Raw genomic sequence first — 18,449 nt, 5'->3', positions numbered from 1 at the left:
AAAAAGATAGAAGGCTGCAAAGTGCTCCAAGGAAACTTTGTAGCTTTTTTGTCATTTAAAACCTACGTTTATAACGAAGATAAGTTTATAGACTAATATCTTCATATTATATATTTATTAATAATGATATTAGGATGTTTTTGTAAAAAGATCAACAATATAACATATATTACTAAATATATCTACATTTTATGCAATTATACATAACTAAATAAAGGTAAAAAAGTATAAAAAGACCTATTATATTATTCTATAAGTATTTTTTCTAAAATAAAATTTCTTGGTTGAGCGAAAATAGTTATTTTTAACCGTATACACATTAATTTGTAATCATTACAATTACAGAAATGAAATTTATGAATAACTATATTTATATAATTTTTTCCGGGGCATATTTTTATTTAACAGTAAATTATCGAGCTTAATCGACAAAATTTTTCTATTTACGCATTAAAAATTTAATGTTTTAATGAACAACATAACTGGTATGACCAGATAGAAAGGAGAAGGTTACGCTAATAGGAATTATAGTGAAGTTGTAAGTAACATTATGTCGTTAATAATATTCTAAATAGTAAATTTATTCACAAGAGGTCAAGAATCAAATTTGTAATAAACGTGTTCTAAGTTTCTGCATAACAAAAGTGAAGTTATTCCGCAATAAAAGTATAAGCGATGTACAGTATAATTTTACCTTTTGTAGTCTAGTAAGGAGTTTGCTGATAAAACTAAGAGTAATATTATTAAATTTAAATTAAACAATGTTATGGCAAGATTAACTGTAAGCATTGGTTTATTGATTCTCGCGGTTCTGTAAGTTAAACCGCAATTCTAGGGAAGAATTACACATTTACTATTCATAGGGTGCTTGATTCAAATATAGTTAATAAATTTTTGTTATTTATATTTGAAAAAATAGAGTATCGAAGTGAGAGGTAAGTAAAATCCTTACATTCTATTAGAAGTAAAAAATAACGATATTATCCTATCTGAAAGATTTCTCCTTCTTAATCAGTTTACAACGAGAGAGGTCATACAAGTTATATGAATTAAGTTATAAAAACAATGGTAAAGGAGTGTACGGAATGAAAACTAAAATAATTACAGGATTATTAGTCACATCCATTGTAACTGGAGGAAATATTCCTATCAATACTCTCGCAACACCAATCGTTCAAGCGGAAACTCAACAGGAAGGCATGGATATTTCCTCTTCATTACGAAAATTAGGTGCGCAATCTAAATTAATCCAAACGTATATTGATCAATCTTTAATGAGTCCTAATGTACAGTTAGAGGAAGTCACAGCTTTAAATACAAATCAATTCCTAATCAAACAAGATATGAAGGAATGGTCATCGGAACTCTATCCACAGTTAATTCTATTAAATTCAAAAAGTAAAGGATTTGTAACAAAATTTAATAGCTATTACCCGACATTAAAATCGTTTGTAGACAATAAAGAAGATAGAGAAGGGTTTTCGGATAGACTTGAAGTACTTCAAGAAATGGCTATGACGAATCAAGAAAATACGCAACGGCAAATCAATGAATTAACAGATCTTAAATTACAGCTTGATAAAAAATTAAAAGATTTTGATACCAATGTGGCAACTGCTCAAGGCATACTAAGTACAGATGGAACAGGAAAAATAGACCAGTTAAAAAATGAAATATTAAATACCAAAAAAGCAATTCAAAATGATTTACAGCAAATTGCCTTAATACCAGGGGCTTTAAATGAACAGGGATTTGCTATATTCAAAGAAGTTTATAGTCTTTCAAAAGAAATTATTGAACCAGCTGCTCAAGCAGGGGTGGCAGCGTATAACAAAGGAAAAGAAATTAACAACTCTATTCTAGAAGCAGAGAAAAAAGCAGTGCAAGAAGCAACAGAGCAAGGTAAAACTGCTCTAGAGATTGAATCAGCAAAAAAAGCAGCTCGTGAAGCAATTGAGAAAAGCAAACAAGGTGAAATAGCAGCCGCAGCCGCAGCAAAAACACAAGAGTATGACCTGATGAAGGTCATTGATACCGAAAAGATTAAGAAAACATTTGGCGTTTTTGCTGAAGTAAATAAATTAACAGCAGAACAGCGAGCATATTTAGATGATTTAGAGAAACAAAATCAAAAAATATATGATTTAACAACGAAACTATCAATAGCTGATTTACAAAAATCAATGCTTCTTCTTACACAAAATGATTTGCATACGTTTGCAAATCAAGTAGATGTAGAACTTGATCTACTAAAGCGCTATAAAGAAGATTTAAATCTAATAAAAAATAGCATTACAAAATTATCTACTAATGTTGATACAACTAGCGAGCAGTCTCAAAAAGATACATTAAGACAATTAAAAAATGTAATAAGTTACCTTGAAGAACAAGTATATAAATTTTAATATTGCGTTTTTTCGGAATTCATAAAGATTATAAGCATTTAGCGAAAGAAGGAGAATAGTCATGAAAAAATTTCCATTCAAAGTACTAACTTTAGCTACATTAGCAACTGTTATAACTGCTACTACCGGTAACACTATTCATGCATTTGCACAAGAAACGACCGCTCAAGAACAAAAAGTAGGCAATTATGCATTAGGCCCCGAAGGACTGAAGAAAGCATTAGCTGAAACAGGATCTCATATTCTAGTAATGGATTTATACGCAAAAACAATGATTAAGCAACCAAATGTAAATTTATCTAATATTGATTTAGGCTCAGAGGGGGGAGAGTTGCTCAAAAATATTCACCTTAATCAAGAGCTATCACGAATCAATGCGAATTACTGGTTAGATACAGCGAAGCCACAGATTCAAAAAACTGCTCGTAATATTGTAAATTACGATGAACAATTTCAAAATTATTACGACACATTAGTAGAAACTGTACAAAAGAAAGATAAGGCAGGTCTAAAAGAGGGTATAAATGATTTAATTACTACAATCAATACAAATTCAAAAGAAGTTACAGATGTGATTAAGATGCTACAAGACTTCAAAGGGAAACTATATCAAAATTCTACAGATTTTAAAAATAATGTTGGTGGTCCAGATGGGAAAGGTGGATTAACTGCAATATTAGCAGGTCAACAGGCAACGATCCCACAACTTCAAGCTGAAATTGAGCAACTTCGTTCTACTCAGAAAAAACATTTTGATGATGTATTAGCATGGTCAATTGGTGGTGGATTGGGAGCAGCTATTTTAGTTATTGCAGCTATTGGAGGAGCGGTTGTAATTGTTGTAACTGGTGGTACAGCAACACCGGCTGTTGTTGGTGGACTTTCAGCTCTTGGAGCAGCTGGTATCGGTCTAGGAACTGCGGCTGGTGTCACGGCATCTAAGCATATGGACTCCTATAACGAAATTTCTAACAAAATCGGAGAATTAAGTATGAAAGCAGATCGTGCTAATCAAGCAGTTCTTTCGCTTACTAACGCGAAAGAAACATTGGCATATCTGTACCAGACTGTAGATCAAGCGATATTGTCTCTAACAAATATTCAAAAGCAATGGAATACAATGGGCGCAAATTATACAGATTTACTGGATAATATCGATTCTATGCAAGACCACAAATTCTCTTTAATACCGGATGATTTAAAAGCTGCTAAAGAAAGTTGGAATGATATTCATAAAGATGCAGAATTCATTTCAAAAGACATTGCTTTTAAACAGGAATAGAACTGAAAATGAAAAATTATATTGGAGGAATATAAAATGATGAAAAATATCCCGTACAAACTAATCGTCGCATCGGCTCTTTTAACTATGACAGCAACTTCTGTAGTCTCACCAGTAGCAACTTTTGCAAGTGAAATTGAACAAACGAACAATGGAGATACGGCTCTTTCTGCAAATGAAGCGAGAATGAAAGAGACCTTGCAAAAGGCTGGATTATTTGCAAAATCTATGAATGCCTATTCTTATATGTTAATTAAGAATCCTGATGTAAATTTTGAAGGAATTACTATTAATGGATATGTAGATTTACCTGGTAGAATCGTACAAGATCAAAAGAATGCAAGAGCACATGCTGTTACTTGGGACACGAAAGTAAAAAAACAGCTTTTAGATACATTGACTGGTATTGTTGAATATGATACCACGTTCGACAATTATTATGAAACATTGGTTGAGGCGATTAATACAGGGGATGGAGAAACTTTAAAAGAAGGAATTACAGATTTACGAGGTGAAATTCAACAAAACCAAAAGTACGCACAACAATTAATAGAAGAATTAACTAAATTAAGAGACTCTATTGGACAAGATGTTAGAGCATTTGGAGGCAATAAAGATCTTTTGCAATCGATTCTAAAAAACCAAGGTGCAGATGTTGATGCAGATCAAAAGCGTCTAGAAGAAGTATTAGGATCAGTAAACTATTATAAACAATTAGAATCTGATGGGTTTAATGTAATGAAGGGTGCTATTTTGGGTCTACCAATAATTGGCGGTATTATAGTGGGAGTAGCAAGAGACAACTTAGGTAAATTAGAGCCTTTATTAGCAGAATTACGTCAGACCGTGGATTATAAAGTAACATTAAATCGTGTAGTTGGAGTTGCTTATAGTAATATTAATGAAATGCACAAGGCACTTGATGATGCTATTAACGCTCTTACTTATATGTCAACGCAGTGGCATGATTTAGATTCTCAATATTCGGGCGTTCTAGGGCATATTGAGAATGCAGCTCAAAAAGCGGATCAAAATAAATTTAAATTCTTAAAACCTAATTTAAATGCAGCGAAAGATAGTTGGAAAACATTACGAACAGATGCCGTTACATTAAAAGAAGGAATAAAGGAATTAAAAGTGGAAACAGTTACTCCACAAAAATAGGGAAATATTAATTCTGTTGTAAAGTGAACTAAAACATAGAAAGTCTATGATTACACTGTTAAACAGAAAAGTAATAATTAATAAATCCTTATATAACAGAAAGGCGGAGTCTCATTAAAGACTTCGCCTTTCAATTATATATAAGTATGATTCGAATAAAAAATAACCTTGTAGTTTAATTGCTTTTTTAAAATTTGCAACAGAATCGGTTAATTTGAAGCAGATTATATACATTTTCTTTAATACTTAATGATTTGAAGGCTGCTAAAGAAAGTTCAAACGATACTGATAAAAGATGTAGAACTCATTTTGAAAGACATCGCTTTTTAATAAGATTAGAACTTGAAACCATACCTTATATAGGAGGAATACGAAATGATGAAAAAAATCCCTAATAAACTACTCGCTGTATCAGCGTTTTTAACTATAACAACTACTTATGCAGTCATACCACTAGAAACTTTTGCGATTGAAATTGAACAAACGAACAATGAAAATATATCTCTTTCAGCAAATGAAGAACAGATGAAAAAAGCTTTGCAAGATGCTGGTTTATTTGCAAAAGCTATGAATGAATATTCTTATTTGCTAATTAATAATCCAGATGTGAGTTTTGAAGGAATAACTATTAATGGAAATGCAGATTTACCTAGTAAAATTGTACAAGATCAAAAGAATGCAAGAGCACATGCTGTTACATGGAATACACAAGTAAAAAAACAGCTTTTTGATACATTGACAGGCATTATAGAATACGATACAAAATTTGAAAATTATTATGAAACATTAGTAGAGGCGATTAATAATGGAAATGGAGATACTTTAAAAAAAGGGATTACAGATTTACAGGGGGGAATTCAACAAAATCAAAAGTCTGCAAAAGCATTAATAGAAGAATTAATTCAATTAAAAAATGCTATTGGAGAAGATGTTAGAACATTTGGAAGTCATAAAGAGACATTGCAATCGATTTTAAAAAACCAAGGTGCTGATGTGGAGGCTGACCAAAAGCGTCTAGAGGACCTTTTAGGACAAGTAAAATATCAGAAAGACATAGAATCTAAGGGATTAGACATGGTGAAAATCCCCTTTATTCCAACCTTGATTGCTGGTGGCATCATGATAGGTGATGCAAGAGGTAAGTTAGGTTGGCTAGAACCTGAATTAGCAAAATTGCGTCAGACTGTAGATTATAAAATAACATTGAATCGTGTAGTTGGAGTTGCATTTCATAATATTAGTGATATGCATAGTATGCTTGATAGTGCTATCACTGCTCTTACTTATATGTCTACGCAATGGGAGGATTTAGATTCTCAATATTCGGGTGTACTGGGACATATTGATAAAGCTGATCAAAAAGCTGATCAAAATAAATATAAATTCTTAACCCCTAGCTTGAATGCAGCGAAAAACAGTTGGAAAACATTAAAAACAGATGTTGTCACTTTGCAAGAAGGGATAAAAATTGCAGAGAAAAAAGAACAGGATTTTTTGAATCAGCTTCGTCCATCAAACGTTTTCTACTTTTATAAAAAAATTCATAACGCATACACTTTTGAAATAAAGACTGGAACAAATGCGCCAAATGTGTCTTATAAAGTTATGAATTTAACTAAAAACACTGTTCATAATATGTGGAGTGGAGGGGCTAATACTAACATGTGGGCTGATTGGCTTTCATTCAATCCAAATGATGAATTTGCGGTAGTAGCAGTAGTGGATGGTAAAGAATATGTTGTATATAAAGACAAAGTACAAAATATAATGAACTGAATCTGAAAAGTAACGAAGTAATTAAAGCTGGACAATAAACTAGACATCAAGTTAATTTGAAAATCTCCTTAAATCCTAGAATACTTTGCTCAAGAAAAAGAATTTGTTCAACGAAAAAGTAAATATTGAACCATGGAGTTAGTTGTATTATGTGTATGGTTTTACCGAACGGTTTCAAGTACATTACGCATACAATTATGTAGTTATCCTGAAGCATCTACAGGTGTTCTTATCGACCCTGAAGAACTACTTCGCTTCCTAAGTGGAGTAATTTTATGCAAAATTAAGTGAACGTTTTTGTACATAGATTAGTTGACATTTATATAGGTTTTTTCCATTTTCAAAGATAGATTTGTTTTTTGTGTTATTTTTTAAAAATTACGGCTGAAATTTCTATATTTATGACTCGGCATATAATCATTGTTCGATGAAATGACATACCACATCCCTTAGAGTTTCAGACATATTACGATAACTTAAAGAAAAAAGATAATAGTAGTCAACGGTTACTATTATCTTTTTTGAACTATTTTTCATTAAAATATCTCATCTGCTGTTCGCCTTATTTTCTTTTCTAGATTTTATCCTAGTTTAAATTTTATGCATTTGAACTGTTTATACTATTTGTAGGATTTTTAGTTTTTTTGTCGAATACACTTAATGCAAGGAGGGACATTACATGATTATTAAAGATTATTTCATCAATCTTTCTATTTTTTCTTTATTAGTTAGCGCAGCAATATTTATTCAAGTGTTTACAATTAATTCTAGTCGATATTTCGAAAAGCTCTATGGAGGGATTATTGCAGTTACGTTAATGTTCTTTTCTTTTCCATACATGGGATTTTCCTACGATCTTCGAATTGTTCCTCTTATTCTATCTTTTATTTACTTTGGCCGTATTGCTGGTTGGATTACGTTAATTAGCATAATTTTAATGCGTATCTTTTACATTGGAGGGTATTGGGAACCTCCTGTGATTGCTTATTTATGTATGGGAATTCTATTTTCTAATTTTAAAACTTATTTTAAAAAACTACATCCTTTTAAAAGTGCATCTTTATATTTTTCTGTTTTTATTGGAATAAAGTGGTTAGTTGGCGTATTATTTAATATTACATTACTTTACACAGGAGGCTTATTATATATAGCGTTAGGACTTTTAATTGGGCTATTTCTTATGGAAGCCTACCAGAGATTGTATTATTTAACACGGGACTTATCTAAAATGAATCGAGAATTAAAAAAATCGAAGCAAGAACTTACAGATACCGTACATGAGCTTCAAGGAGGAATTTTTAAATTTAAAAAAGTGGGTAAGCACTTTATACACACTTTATGTGATGGACAGTTTTATTATCAAAACGGATTTTATTCTGAACAGGTGGTAGGAAAAAGCTTACGTACTATTGATGCTTCTATTGTTCCTCCACATTTAGTTCCACAATTGATGAAGTACTATCTTAAGGCATGGGAAGGAAAAGAAATTATATTTGAATTACCTTGGCCAAATGATAAAACTATTATTCTTATTGCGCTTAGGCCGATTAAAAGAAATGGACAAGTTATTGAAGTTGTTGGTTCTACAGTTGATATAACCGAAAGGAAAAAGGTAGAATCAGAATTAAGCGCTACCAAAGAATTATTAGAATCATTTATAAAGCACAATCTAGATGCTATTACCATTTCTGATCGAGAAGGGCATATTTTACAAGCCAATAAAGCTTATGAAAAGATATTTGGGTGGTCATCACAAGAAATCATAGGTAAGAGATTACCTTGTGTACCAGATTTTTTAATGGAAGAATCGCTCGAAAATATTCAGAAAATTCTAACAGGAAAACCGGTGGTTACTAGATTAGAAACTGTTAGACAACGGAGTGATGGGAGTCTTCTTGATATCAGTCTGACAGTGTCTCCTATACTAGATGTAAGAGGAAATGTGATAGCTTTATCAGCAATATGTAGAGACATCTCTGAAAGAAAACAAGCAGAAAGAGAACGGCATCGATTACACCAGCAATTAAGAGATAGTGAAATGAAGTACCGTGCACTAATCGAACAAGCAACTGATGCGGTATATGTAGTAGAGCTGAATGAAGATAATGCTCCAAGTCGATTTATTGAGGTAAACCCTGTTGGGTGTAGAAGATTTGGATATAGTAGAGAAGAGTTGCTCTCATTATCATTTTCAAATATAGTACCACAAGATTCTCAAATAATCGTAAGGTTATTAGAAAAAATTAAAAAAGGACAAACTTTCTTCACTTTGCAAGATGAATATGTTTTTCCAACAGGAAAAGTAATAACAACTGAGTTTAGTGTTCGTGTTTTTAACTTAAATGGTAAAAAAGTTTTTCTAAGTATTTCTCGTGATATCACTGAACGGCTAAAAACAGAAGAATTATTACGAAAATCTGAAAAACTTGCTGTTGTAGGACAATTAGCGACTGTAATGGCTCATGAGATTAATAATCCATTAACTGCAATGAAAGGGTTCATGCAATTACTAAAATCAACGGAAAATGAGAATAATCAGGGTTATATTAATATAGTATCATCAGAGATTGAGCGTATAGAGAGCATAACAACTGAATTTATGGCGGTAGCCAAACCACAGGTAGTAAAAATGCAACCTAATAACATTAGTGTGCTAATGGATCAAGTTTTAATGCTACTACAACCTCAAGCAATGATGCATAATATAAAATTTAGAATCGATCTTAACCCTGGTATTCCATTGATTTCATGTGAAGGAAATCAATTAAAACAAGTATTTGTTAATATATTAAAAAATGCAATTGAATCTATGCCGATGGGAGGGGAAATTCTGATTCAAATAAATATACTTGATAATAATCAAGTAAGCATTCGTTTTATCGATCAAGGGTGTGGGATTCCAAAAGAACGTATACCATACCTCGGAGAACCTTTTTATAGTATTAAAGAAGAGGGGATTGGCTTAGGATTAATGATCTGTTATAAAATCATTGAAACACATCAGGGAAAGATATTTATTAAGAGTGAAATGAATAAGGGGACTACAGTTGAAGTCACTCTCCCTATTTGTACACTTCAAAATTAAGATATTCTCTTACTGAAATTTTTTAAGAAACCATACAGAATGTAATGCCAATGTTACTTAATGAAATAATAAAGAGAAGAACACTGGTAAATGTACCCTATAGAATAGACACTTGAAAAAGCCTGTTATAAAAACATCCTTTCTTTAGAACCAAAAGAAAGGATGTTTTTAATATTTGTAATTTTTCTTGGAGACATTTCAAATTTTTACTTGTAATACATTTTTTAACTAATTTTGGTTAAGTTATTTTCAAAGGCTTTATTATTAATTCAATAAGTATATTTATATATCACCATCCCTAATTTTAAAAATAGTAATTTCCTGAAAACTATATATAGTTTCTTTCTGAAAGGAAGGGTATTATCAATTGAAACCACATGAAAGAATATCTGTTTACTCTATAGAATCTTTGCAGGATTTAATGAAATTACTAAAAAATCTAAAGATTTTATAACGTTGGAAATTGCTTCTAATAATTCCGCTATAGTCATTTCATATTTTAGAACATTAATCGATGTAAATATATTTCATGAAGAGGTTTTGACTTATATAAAAGAGAAGAGCTTCGATTCGTTACAAGATATTCAGTCTGTATTACCCTTTGAGAATTCAAAAATAACAAATCAAATGGAAGATATTCAGGATAGTATTTTAAATGGCTATATACTTATTCAGTTCAATACAGATAAATTAAATTGTTTGTTAGTAAATGTGTCAAAGAAAGAAAAAAGAGATATTTCAAAAGCAGAAATTGAATACAATATTGTGGGTCCGCAAATCGCATTTGTCCAAGATTTAGATGTAAATTTAAATTTAGTACGTAGAAAACTTTCAACACCTTATTTACAAATGAAGGAATTGAAAGTAGGATCTCTCTCTAACACAACTGTTGCGATTGTATATGTAACGCGAATTTCATGAATCATTATTTGTAGTCGAACTGTTCCTTAGGGCAATTTAGAGTAGACTTGAAACAGCATAGATTCACTTAAGCTGAATATCTTATTGTAGAGGCAATCTTTATTACATGGGGGAGTCTGCATGGGATACTTAATACCTGTTGAATCTGATGTAAGAATTTTTGTAGAAGATATAAATCCGAAAGGTAAGAAAACAATACTTTTTATACATGGTTGGCCATTAAACCATAAGCAATTCGAATATCAGTACAATGTACTTCCAGCAATGGGATATCGATGTATAGGCATTGATTGGAGGGGGTACGGCAATTCAGACAAACCATATAGTGGATACAATTTTGATAGATTGGCAGATGATATAGCAGTAGTAATTAAAGCGTTACAGCTTAAAGATGTCACACTAGCAGGACACTCCACAGGTGGTGCAATTTCAATTCGTTATATGGCTCGTTATCAAGGATTTGGAGTATCCAAATTAGTCCTAATTGGTGCTGCATCTCCGACTAGTGTGGAAAAAGAGATTGCGAATAAGTTCATTACAGACACACTGAATGATCGCCCTAATATGTTGCAGGGTGTAACAAATCAATTTTTCTTTCAGAAAATCACTGGACCATTTTCCGAATGGTTTCTACAGTTAGGATTGGAAGCGGCTAGTTGGTCGACAGCTGCGATTATGAGAACATTGAGAGATGAAAATGTGTATAGCGATCTTGGTAAAATAAATGTACAGACGCTAATTATTCACGGTATTCACGATAAAATTGTTCCATTTACTAAAGGAGAAGAGACGCAAAAATTATTGGGAAATGCACAACTTGTACCTTTTCAATTCAGTGGTCACGGTACATTCTGGGAAGAGCGGGAAAAGTTTAACCAGGTTTTAATCCAATTTATTGGATGATAAAATACACTATGTAATATGTACGTAGGCTAAATAGTAAGTAATAAAAGGTACGCACTTGATTAAAAACTCTATTCTGAGAGTTCCTTTTATTTTCAGCTATTCACTTCATCCAAAGTTGTATGAGAAGGCGATAAGCCTTACCGATACACAATTACTAAAGGTATAAAGGAACAATAAAGGATAAGTATGGCATATTGTTCTGCTTTATCCGCGAATGGCTCTAGTTTTGAACCAAATAGTGAGGCGTTAAGATGATGGGATTGATTATAGTATCTCGATATATTGAAGAACAGACACGTAAAGAATTAGCAGGTACAATGGCGTACGATGAAATTGAGTATGAACTATCCAAACAGTATCAACGGTTTACTAAGGATTACGAACAGTATAGATTACAAAACCCCTGTATTAAGGGGATTTTGTTTTTTTACATGACGAAATGCTTAAAAACATAATATAAAGATTAAACATGTTTGATTTTCATTCATGTTTAATCTTTATAGACATCCATTACTTTAAACGTTTGACAAACGAGCATTAAGTCTGGAGTAAAAGTAAGTCCATACCGACTTAATTCCCAAGTGAAAAATTTAACGTGCTCACTATACCAATAATCATAGCTTAAATCTCCTTCACCCTCAGATCTTGCAAAATTACTTGTTACTTCATTCATTTTTAGTAAATCGATCTTTGTATATTTTATAATTGCTAATGGATTATTGTCTCCATCCAATACAATATCGTACTGACCAACTTTTTGAATTTCTTCCCCTTCAAGCTCATAAACACAATGTGCAGCGCATGTTCCTGTTTTGATTCCTTTAACTACTAAACTTCCTAATTCATCTCCCATTTCTTTGGAACCATCTCCAAACATCCATGCATCTGGAACACTCATGTTTAACTCATTTTCTTTAGAGTACATATACCAATATTCTTCTATCTTATTAACTGACATCTGTCACTCGTCTCCTTAATATTTAAATATTTTGAATTTAACACACGGCATATTATCTGTCAATATTTTAGAAGAACTTGCAATACAACTACATCGATAAATTTTTTTGTAAAATAAAACTCTTCATAATCATATTTCACATTCTGTAAACTCATGCAAATAAAGAAAACTGGTACTGTTATTATGCTGAAATTGTAATGGGAAAGTAAAATGGTTGAAAAGTACACGTTATAAATGGATTTATTTACCAATAATATTTTCTTTGTTTCGTAGCATATTAAACGTACAGGAGGTGATATGTGATGGCAAACAATCGTAACAACTCTTTAGTGGTTGCAGGTGCAGAAAGCGCACTGGATCAAATGAAATATGAAATTGCACAAGAATTCGGCGTACAATTAGGTGCGGATTCAACTGCAAGAGCGAACGGCTCTGTAGGTGGAGAAATCACAAAACGTCTCGTTGCTATGGCAGAACAGCAACTTGGTGGATATAACAAATAATGCTAGGTATAAAGTAGAAAAAGGAGTGATTATTTCTCTCCTTTTTTGTTTTGTATTCAATTATAAATAGTATATTTGTTATCTTTCTTGTCTCTCATTATTTGTTTCTTCCAGCCACTTAGAAACGGATTCTTGCATACGAGATTCTAATGATTGTATTATTTTAATTGATATAGCAAGTGCTTGATCCGCATACTTATTCGGGAACATGTTGCGCAAAGTAGGTTCATTTTCAGCACCATCTCCTGGTTCACGGTAATCTTCAATGATGTAATCATCCCCATTTTTTGTGACTGTTACACGGACTGGAAGTAAATGTCCTGCTTGAGGAACTGTCTGTGTTTCGCGGTTATATCCTTGCATGAGGGAATGGAGGTAGACATACATTTTTTCATCCTTCATCTCAGTTCCATAGATTACATGCGTCTCAAATTGTTTTTCTGTATGATTTAATTTGTCTTGATTCCAGGCAATGATACTTTCTGAAATAAGGGAATCTAGTTTGCTGTTAAGTGGAATATCCGTTACATCCTTTGCCTCATTTTGGACAGAATCACACCCTGTTGCAATGAAAACGAGTATGACAATACTTACGGTAATTATTATCTTTCTCAAAATCTTATTTTCATATGTTAATGCAAAACGTCTGCTCATCAATTCACTCCATTTCTCTTTGTGCTAATCATCCACTGACATAACTCTTTTATATGACAATAGTAAAATCGTCTTCAAACTAGAAAGTTATTCTATCCAAGGAAATATATTGAATTATATAATACATACTATACATTCTTACACATAACGGGAGAGACTCTATGAGAAAAGTTATAATGTATTGCGGGATCTTTATTATGATTCTTTTAAGCGGTTGTATCCGATTCGGAAAAGACATTACAGATACAATCTATCTCATTCCTGAAGCATACGAAGGAGACCTTTTGGTTATATACAATGTTCCAGGAGCTGAGTTGTTGCCAGAAGAAGATGGATTTCGTGTCGTCACTTTTTCTGCAGACGGGACCGCAGTTACATCTACAGCCGATATGAAATATGGGGAAGTCAATGACACGTATTACACGGTTAACAAGGAAGGTAAGCGCACCAAACTTGATGAAAGCTGTATACGCGTTGGTTCAAATGGAGGCACTACTGAAAACATTGGTAAAGAAAATGAGCATACATTCTCATACGCGAAATTGGCAGTTACAACTAGTGCTTGCTCACAAAGCTTCTCATCATACGGGAGAGAAGTACCAGAAAATCAAGAACATCCTGTAGAGAAGAAACTGAGGGAATTATTGGTGCTCGTAAAAGAGCAGTATATGAAAGTGAAATACTAAATTTTCAAAAGGGTGAATGGATGATGTTAGGAATAGGGTTGATTGTAGTAGGCGTTTTACTTGTCAGCGTTGTATCTTACCGAGAAATAAAGAAAGCAGGGGGCGTAACCTGGATTGAAATTCTAGTATATCCCTTTTTATTATTAATAGGCGCGTTACTCGAACATTTTGATTTGCCAGAGTTTTTAATATTTTTAGGTTTGGTATGTATTGTTTTTGGTAGCTGTATGGTCATGGGCGTCAATATTCTATAACATTAAGAGCAAAGCATCTAGTTCAGATGCTTTTTTATTTTATTTTGTAATTTTTATTTTTAATGTCTATCACACTAGTTAGCCAGACATACAGGGTTCCAAGTGCTGGTAAAAAACTTAGCAAGTTGAATGTATTCTCTATAATATAGAATGAAATAAAAATGGAGGAAAAATAAATAGACAATGGAAGAAAAATGTATACGTCACGTTTTAAAGATTTTAAACTTTGCACTTTATTCACCTCAGCTTTTCTGGCATTATGTTTTAAATAAGAACCCGTAAATTTGCAGATTCTCCTGGTGATGATTTTAAAATATGTAACTTAGTTTTAATCATAGAATGTATTGAATCACTATAAAAATCAAATATTAATTTTCTAAAGAATCCTATACAAACCTTATTGCGTTAGAAATACAGACCTAATTATAACCGTTGTAAATGGATCCAATTAGATTTCGGCCATCCAGTATCCGCATCATAACTAGTAACACATCCTGTCATCCCTTTTAAAATACCAACATGGATTGTTGCATCCGCATTAACTGTTACAATTTTCATCACATTCAGCTCCGTTTCGATAATATGCTTTGACTTCCCGCGTGATCATTTATTCGTTAGATAACAAAAACGCACCGTAACCCAGTGCGTTTCAGACAAATATACCTATATGTTTTACTTTGTAATTTGGAAGGAGCCACCATAATAATATGAATTGTCTACTTTTAGTACTGCCACATATGTACCTGGTGTATAAACCGTTGTAATTGGTGTTTTGAACCTAGAATAGTAGTGGTGTCCAGCCTCACCTGCAGAAATGGTTTTGTAGCGTTGCAATTTACCTTCTCCGTTCAATCGATAAATCTTTACAACACCTACATCTTTTCCGCCTATATATACCGTCGTATCAAACGTATCACCTTGTTTTAACGTACCAGGGGCTAATTCTTGTAGATAGTCCACGTTGTGATGCAATAAGAAATACGTCTGCCATGGCCAATCATCCACAACAGCTGAAGCTTGCTTAATCGTATTTACTTCAGCGCGCGCTTTATCAGGTAGCGTACTGTCTAAAACGATAAAAACCGAAAAGGTTAAGGCACCGATTAAAGCAAATGAACATAATTTTTTCATATTAAATTCCTCCCGTTTATCTGACAATGTCATAGTCCACTTACAGGTATTAGGTTGTCATCCATTAATTGGATTATTATTCTAAAATCAATATATCATTTTCTTTTAATTTAATCAAATTAGAATTTTCTAACAAGTGATAAGGATAGATAAAATTCCATCTTTCTCCGTTTTTTCTATCATACAGAAGAAAGAACAGAGGCGATAAAGAAATTTTATTCCGCTCTCTTTTCAAATTAACAACATTTCCCGTTTGTACGGTACGAGACTATATTAAACATAAAATAGACACGAAAGGGGATTGGAATTAGCGAATATTTACATGGAATCTAGGAGATGCAAGCTCAACATTTCATAACGGATCGATGGTTCCATTTCAACAGACTCCGAATCCGATAGTAATTTTGTTCTATTTATTCACGAGGTAACGGAAGAGAATTTAGAAGAACTTGCTACAATTGCTCATCAGTATATAGAGGAGACCATCCATTGTTACAATTACGGCATTGTAGAAGAAATAGGTTAAAAGAATAAAACATATTGTTCTAAATTAATATTCCGTGTGTTTTTTGAACATATACCCCTTGTTTTATGTATATATTGAATATATAAATATATTGTGTTATAATATGAATTAGAAACTCGCGTGTTTCAAATACAACATTTTTATCTTCTTGATGACCTCTTATCTTTCCGTAAGAGGTCTTTTTTTATCCCTTCGTATTGCATAGCCGTTAAAATACTATGAAAAGATACTTGAGACTACTACACTGTGATATTCTCTAGTATTTTTTCTTTATCCATATTATCTATTGTTGGGTAAACGATGAATTATTACTTTTTGTATAATTTTCATACATCCTGCAAATACGTTATTTTTTAGTAGGCAATTAAAATTTACATACATATGTAGCAAGTTTTTTTCTTAACGTACGAAATTCTCGTTATGCATCACTATCAACTTAAGATTATGTATCTTAGGATGAAAATAATTCTATCTCTCTATTCATTTATTCGAAGATTCTTAAAACTCTTGCGATAAAATGTGAATGTATTTATAATTATAATTAGTTAAGCTAACTAATTATAATTAGTTTTTCAACACAGGAATAGTTCAATAAAAAACAAGAATCTGAAGCAAATTTGTCAATCTATAGAACGATTCCCCAAAGAATAGAGCTGTACGCAGAATGAATTAAAAAAAACGGCAGCAAAGGAAACTGATTCAATGGTAGCTAAGCTTGATTTACTTATGTTATGAGTATCTGATAATGCACGAGACAAAGAAATGGTATTTCGCTAATTACTTACTTTCTGTGCTTTTTGTGCATCATTAATTTAGGAGTAAAGTATTGGAAGGTTATTAAATAAAATACATGTAAGTATAAAAGCTAAAGTTGGAGAAGGTAGATAAATACGTTGGATTATTAAATTCAACTTATTTTTACGGAATAAAAGTTAGTCTAGCTTATTATAAGTTAAACTAATTTAAATGAAAGGAGGTGAAAATTGTTTATAATTTGTCTTAGTAATAATACAAATTACTTAAATATGCTGATTTCTATGGAACTTAAGAAATTTGGAACAAATAACAAGGAGGGTTTAATTAATGAATATTTCTAAAGAAAATAATCCTATATTGGCGGTCGTTAGCTCCAGCGGTAATCAAATCCATTTCTTCAATGCGAAAAATTTTGAAAGAATAGGGGTTATAGATTCTCCAGTTACAGAACCTCATGAATTATGTTTCGATTCTAAGCGTCAATTGTTATATGTAAGTATTACTTATCGCTCAGGTTTTTATAGAAATAATCCGGAAAAAAGCCATGAAATTTTAGTTATCGATATTGATCAATTTAAAGTAATTGATATCATTGATATCTCGCCGGAATTTGCACCACATGGTTTAGTTTATAATGAAAAAAAAGACTTATTGTATGTAAGTGTTGAATCTGGTGAAGGAGGAATTTTAATTATTAATCCTAACACGAGAAAAGTGCTAGATAGAATCTCTACAGAAGCAGCAGGTCCACATTGGTTTGTTACGACTCCAGATGGTACAAAAGGATATTCCTCTAATAAAGAGGCGCCCTTTATATCGGTTTTAGATACACATGATAAGGAGTTAATTGGAAAAGTATCTATGCCCAATGGTAGTGAAGAACTAGCTATTTCTCCTAAAGGTAATCGAGTTTACATCCCTTCACCATGTTTACTTGGAGACTACAAAGAGGAGCAACCTACACTTAGCATCATTAATACAGAAACCGATAAAATTATAAAGACAAAATCATTTTCAGATTTAATTACTCCGGTTCATGTAACGAATGATGGGAAAGTATTGGTAGGACATACGCGTTTTCAGAATAAGAATGGAGAGAGAACAAGAAATATGTTTTCTCCAGCACCAGGGTATGTTTCTGTTCTTGATGGAGAATCGTTAAATGTGTTAGGTACAATAGAAGTAGATTTACTCCCAATTACAATGCGTTCTTCTACGGACGGAACGGTTGGATATGTTTCTAACCTTAGATCAGGGACAATAAGTGTATTAGATTTAGTTAATTACAAGAATGTTCATACCATTGAAGTTGATCCAGGAGATCGAAATGCAGATCCTTCTGTAAATCAAGGAGCTCACGGTATAGCATATATAGAAAGATAAAATAAGAAAACGCCATTCTTTTTGTAGAAATTTACAGAAAGTATGGCGTTTTTTTGTAT

At 32.2% G+C, this 18,449-nt stretch carries 15 protein-coding genes and 1 pseudogene; 12 read left to right on the top strand and 4 right to left on the bottom strand.

The genetic code is table 11. The annotated features are described in order from the left end of the window. The first annotated feature begins 1,085 nt into the window (after positions 1-1,085). The 8 genes and pseudogenes from hblC to MRP26_RS17140 all read left to right on the top strand — a co-directional run bounded on the left by hblC (position 1,086) and on the right by MRP26_RS17140 (position 11,994). Positions 1,086-2,405: a hemolytic enterotoxin HBL lytic component L2 gene (hblC, locus tag MRP26_RS17180; RefSeq protein WP_078401515.1), complete on the top strand. Its 1,320-nt coding sequence runs from the start codon at positions 1,086-1,088 to the stop codon at positions 2,403-2,405. A 61-nt stretch (positions 2,406-2,466) separates the two neighbouring features. Continuing rightward, positions 2,467-3,687, top strand: a complete 1,221-nt coding sequence (gene hblD / locus MRP26_RS17175) for a hemolytic enterotoxin HBL lytic component L1 (protein WP_000714435.1) — start codon at positions 2,467-2,469, stop codon at positions 3,685-3,687. Positions 3,688-3,723: 36 nt separating this feature from the next. After that, the gene (hblA, locus tag MRP26_RS17170; protein ID WP_000977258.1) at positions 3,724-4,851 is read left to right on the top strand and encodes a hemolysin BL binding component B; all 1,128 of its coding nucleotides are present in this window, start codon (positions 3,724-3,726) and stop codon (positions 4,849-4,851) included. A gap of 375 nt (positions 4,852-5,226) precedes the next feature. Next, a complete protein-coding gene (gene hblB, locus MRP26_RS17165) occupies positions 5,227-6,627 on the top strand; it encodes a hemolysin BL regulatory component HblB (protein ID WP_242806458.1) in 1,401 nt (466 codons plus the stop codon). A 679-nt stretch (positions 6,628-7,306) separates the two neighbouring features. Then, positions 7,307-9,712 (top strand): PAS domain S-box protein, encoded by a 2,406-nt coding sequence (locus MRP26_RS17155; protein ID WP_242806456.1) that lies wholly within the window; start codon positions 7,307-7,309, stop codon positions 9,710-9,712. A gap of 367 nt (positions 9,713-10,079) precedes the next feature. Continuing rightward, a pseudogene (locus tag MRP26_RS17150) lies at positions 10,080-10,627 on the top strand (spore germination protein); the annotation flags it as partial. Between the two features lie 126 nt (positions 10,628-10,753). Next, positions 10,754-11,536 carry an alpha/beta fold hydrolase gene (locus MRP26_RS17145; RefSeq protein ID WP_053564469.1) on the top strand — a complete coding sequence of 261 codons (783 nt, stop codon included), beginning with the start codon at positions 10,754-10,756 and terminating at the stop codon, positions 11,534-11,536. A gap of 254 nt (positions 11,537-11,790) precedes the next feature. After that, positions 11,791-11,994 carry a hypothetical protein gene (locus tag MRP26_RS17140; protein WP_016081592.1) on the top strand — a complete coding sequence of 68 codons (204 nt, stop codon included), beginning with the start codon at positions 11,791-11,793 and terminating at the stop codon, positions 11,992-11,994. Between the two features lie 35 nt (positions 11,995-12,029). On the opposite strand, the gene MRP26_RS17135 is transcribed toward MRP26_RS17140, so the two are convergent. Beyond that, positions 12,030-12,497 carry an ASCH domain-containing protein gene (locus tag MRP26_RS17135; RefSeq protein ID WP_197241700.1) on the bottom strand — a complete coding sequence of 156 codons (468 nt, stop codon included), beginning with the start codon at positions 12,495-12,497 and terminating at the stop codon, positions 12,030-12,032. A 302-nt stretch (positions 12,498-12,799) separates the two neighbouring features. On the opposite strand from MRP26_RS17135, the gene MRP26_RS17130 reads away from it, so the two are divergent. Further along, a complete protein-coding gene (locus tag MRP26_RS17130; RefSeq protein ID WP_000002881.1) occupies positions 12,800-13,000 on the top strand; it encodes an alpha/beta-type small acid-soluble spore protein in 201 nt (66 codons plus the stop codon). Positions 13,001-13,078: 78 nt separating this feature from the next. Here the strand turns inward: MRP26_RS17130 and MRP26_RS17125 are convergent, their stop codons facing one another. After that, a complete protein-coding gene (locus MRP26_RS17125) occupies positions 13,079-13,654 on the bottom strand; it encodes a peptidase M56 (RefSeq protein ID WP_242806454.1) in 576 nt (191 codons plus the stop codon). 161 nt (positions 13,655-13,815) lie between these two features. Here MRP26_RS17125 and MRP26_RS17120 point away from each other — a divergent pair, with 161 nt between their 5' ends. Both MRP26_RS17120 and MRP26_RS17115 read left to right on the top strand, forming a co-directional pair. Continuing rightward, positions 13,816-14,340 (top strand): DUF6843 domain-containing protein, encoded by a 525-nt coding sequence (locus MRP26_RS17120; RefSeq protein WP_001233337.1) that lies wholly within the window; start codon positions 13,816-13,818, stop codon positions 14,338-14,340. A 20-nt stretch (positions 14,341-14,360) separates the two neighbouring features. Next, positions 14,361-14,594, top strand: a complete 234-nt coding sequence (locus MRP26_RS17115) for a hypothetical protein (protein ID WP_002152897.1) — start codon at positions 14,361-14,363, stop codon at positions 14,592-14,594. A gap of 423 nt (positions 14,595-15,017) precedes the next feature. Here MRP26_RS17115 and MRP26_RS30780 read toward each other — a convergent pair whose 3' ends face one another. Both MRP26_RS30780 and MRP26_RS17110 read right to left on the bottom strand, forming a co-directional pair. Beyond that, the gene (locus MRP26_RS30780; RefSeq protein WP_255288170.1) at positions 15,018-15,152 is read right to left on the bottom strand and encodes a hypothetical protein; all 135 of its coding nucleotides are present in this window, start codon (positions 15,150-15,152) and stop codon (positions 15,018-15,020) included. Between the two features lie 114 nt (positions 15,153-15,266). Next, entirely contained in the window at positions 15,267-15,725 is a 459-nt protein-coding gene (locus tag MRP26_RS17110; protein ID WP_242806452.1) for a DUF5065 family protein, read from the bottom strand. Between the two features lie 1,609 nt (positions 15,726-17,334). Here MRP26_RS17110 and MRP26_RS17105 point away from each other — a divergent pair. Further along, the gene (locus MRP26_RS17105) at positions 17,335-18,390 is read left to right on the top strand and encodes a YncE family protein (RefSeq protein WP_200458346.1); all 1,056 of its coding nucleotides are present in this window, start codon (positions 17,335-17,337) and stop codon (positions 18,388-18,390) included. The last annotated feature ends 59 nt before the right edge of the window (positions 18,391-18,449 follow it).

The sequence above is a fragment of the Bacillus sp. CCB-MMP212 genome, assembly GCF_022748145.1.
GTDB classification, from domain to species: domain Bacteria; phylum Bacillota; class Bacilli; order Bacillales; family Bacillaceae_G; genus Bacillus_A; species Bacillus_A cereus.
Note: the sequence above shows the minus strand (reverse complement) of the source record. Positions and strands in the feature narration are given on the sequence as shown.

Coding starts and splice junctions, on each gene's coding strand:
- MRP26_RS17110 (WP_242806452.1), bottom strand. CDS start 15,725: ATGAAAAAATTATGTTCATTTGCTTTAATCGGTGCCTTAACCTTTTCG.
- hblC (WP_078401515.1), top strand. CDS start 1,086: ATGAAAACTAAAATAATTACAGGATTATTAGTCACATCCATTGTAACT.
- hblD (WP_000714435.1), top strand. CDS start 2,467: ATGAAAAAATTTCCATTCAAAGTACTAACTTTAGCTACATTAGCAACT.
- hblB (WP_242806458.1), top strand. CDS start 5,227: ATGATGAAAAAAATCCCTAATAAACTACTCGCTGTATCAGCGTTTTTA.
- MRP26_RS17105 (WP_200458346.1), top strand. CDS start 17,335: ATGAATATTTCTAAAGAAAATAATCCTATATTGGCGGTCGTTAGCTCC.
- MRP26_RS17135 (WP_197241700.1), bottom strand. CDS start 12,497: ATGTCAGTTAATAAGATAGAAGAATATTGGTATATGTACTCTAAAGAA.
- MRP26_RS17120 (WP_001233337.1), top strand. CDS start 13,816: ATGAGAAAAGTTATAATGTATTGCGGGATCTTTATTATGATTCTTTTA.
- MRP26_RS17145 (WP_053564469.1), top strand. CDS start 10,754: ATGGGATACTTAATACCTGTTGAATCTGATGTAAGAATTTTTGTAGAA.
- MRP26_RS30780 (WP_255288170.1), bottom strand. CDS start 15,152: ATGAAAATTGTAACAGTTAATGCGGATGCAACAATCCATGTTGGTATT.
- MRP26_RS17155 (WP_242806456.1), top strand. CDS start 7,307: ATGATTATTAAAGATTATTTCATCAATCTTTCTATTTTTTCTTTATTA.
- MRP26_RS17130 (WP_000002881.1), top strand. CDS start 12,800: ATGGCAAACAATCGTAACAACTCTTTAGTGGTTGCAGGTGCAGAAAGC.
- MRP26_RS17140 (WP_016081592.1), top strand. CDS start 11,791: ATGATGGGATTGATTATAGTATCTCGATATATTGAAGAACAGACACGT.
- MRP26_RS17115 (WP_002152897.1), top strand. CDS start 14,361: ATGATGTTAGGAATAGGGTTGATTGTAGTAGGCGTTTTACTTGTCAGC.
- hblA (WP_000977258.1), top strand. CDS start 3,724: ATGATGAAAAATATCCCGTACAAACTAATCGTCGCATCGGCTCTTTTA.
- MRP26_RS17125 (WP_242806454.1), bottom strand. CDS start 13,654: ATGAGCAGACGTTTTGCATTAACATATGAAAATAAGATTTTGAGAAAG.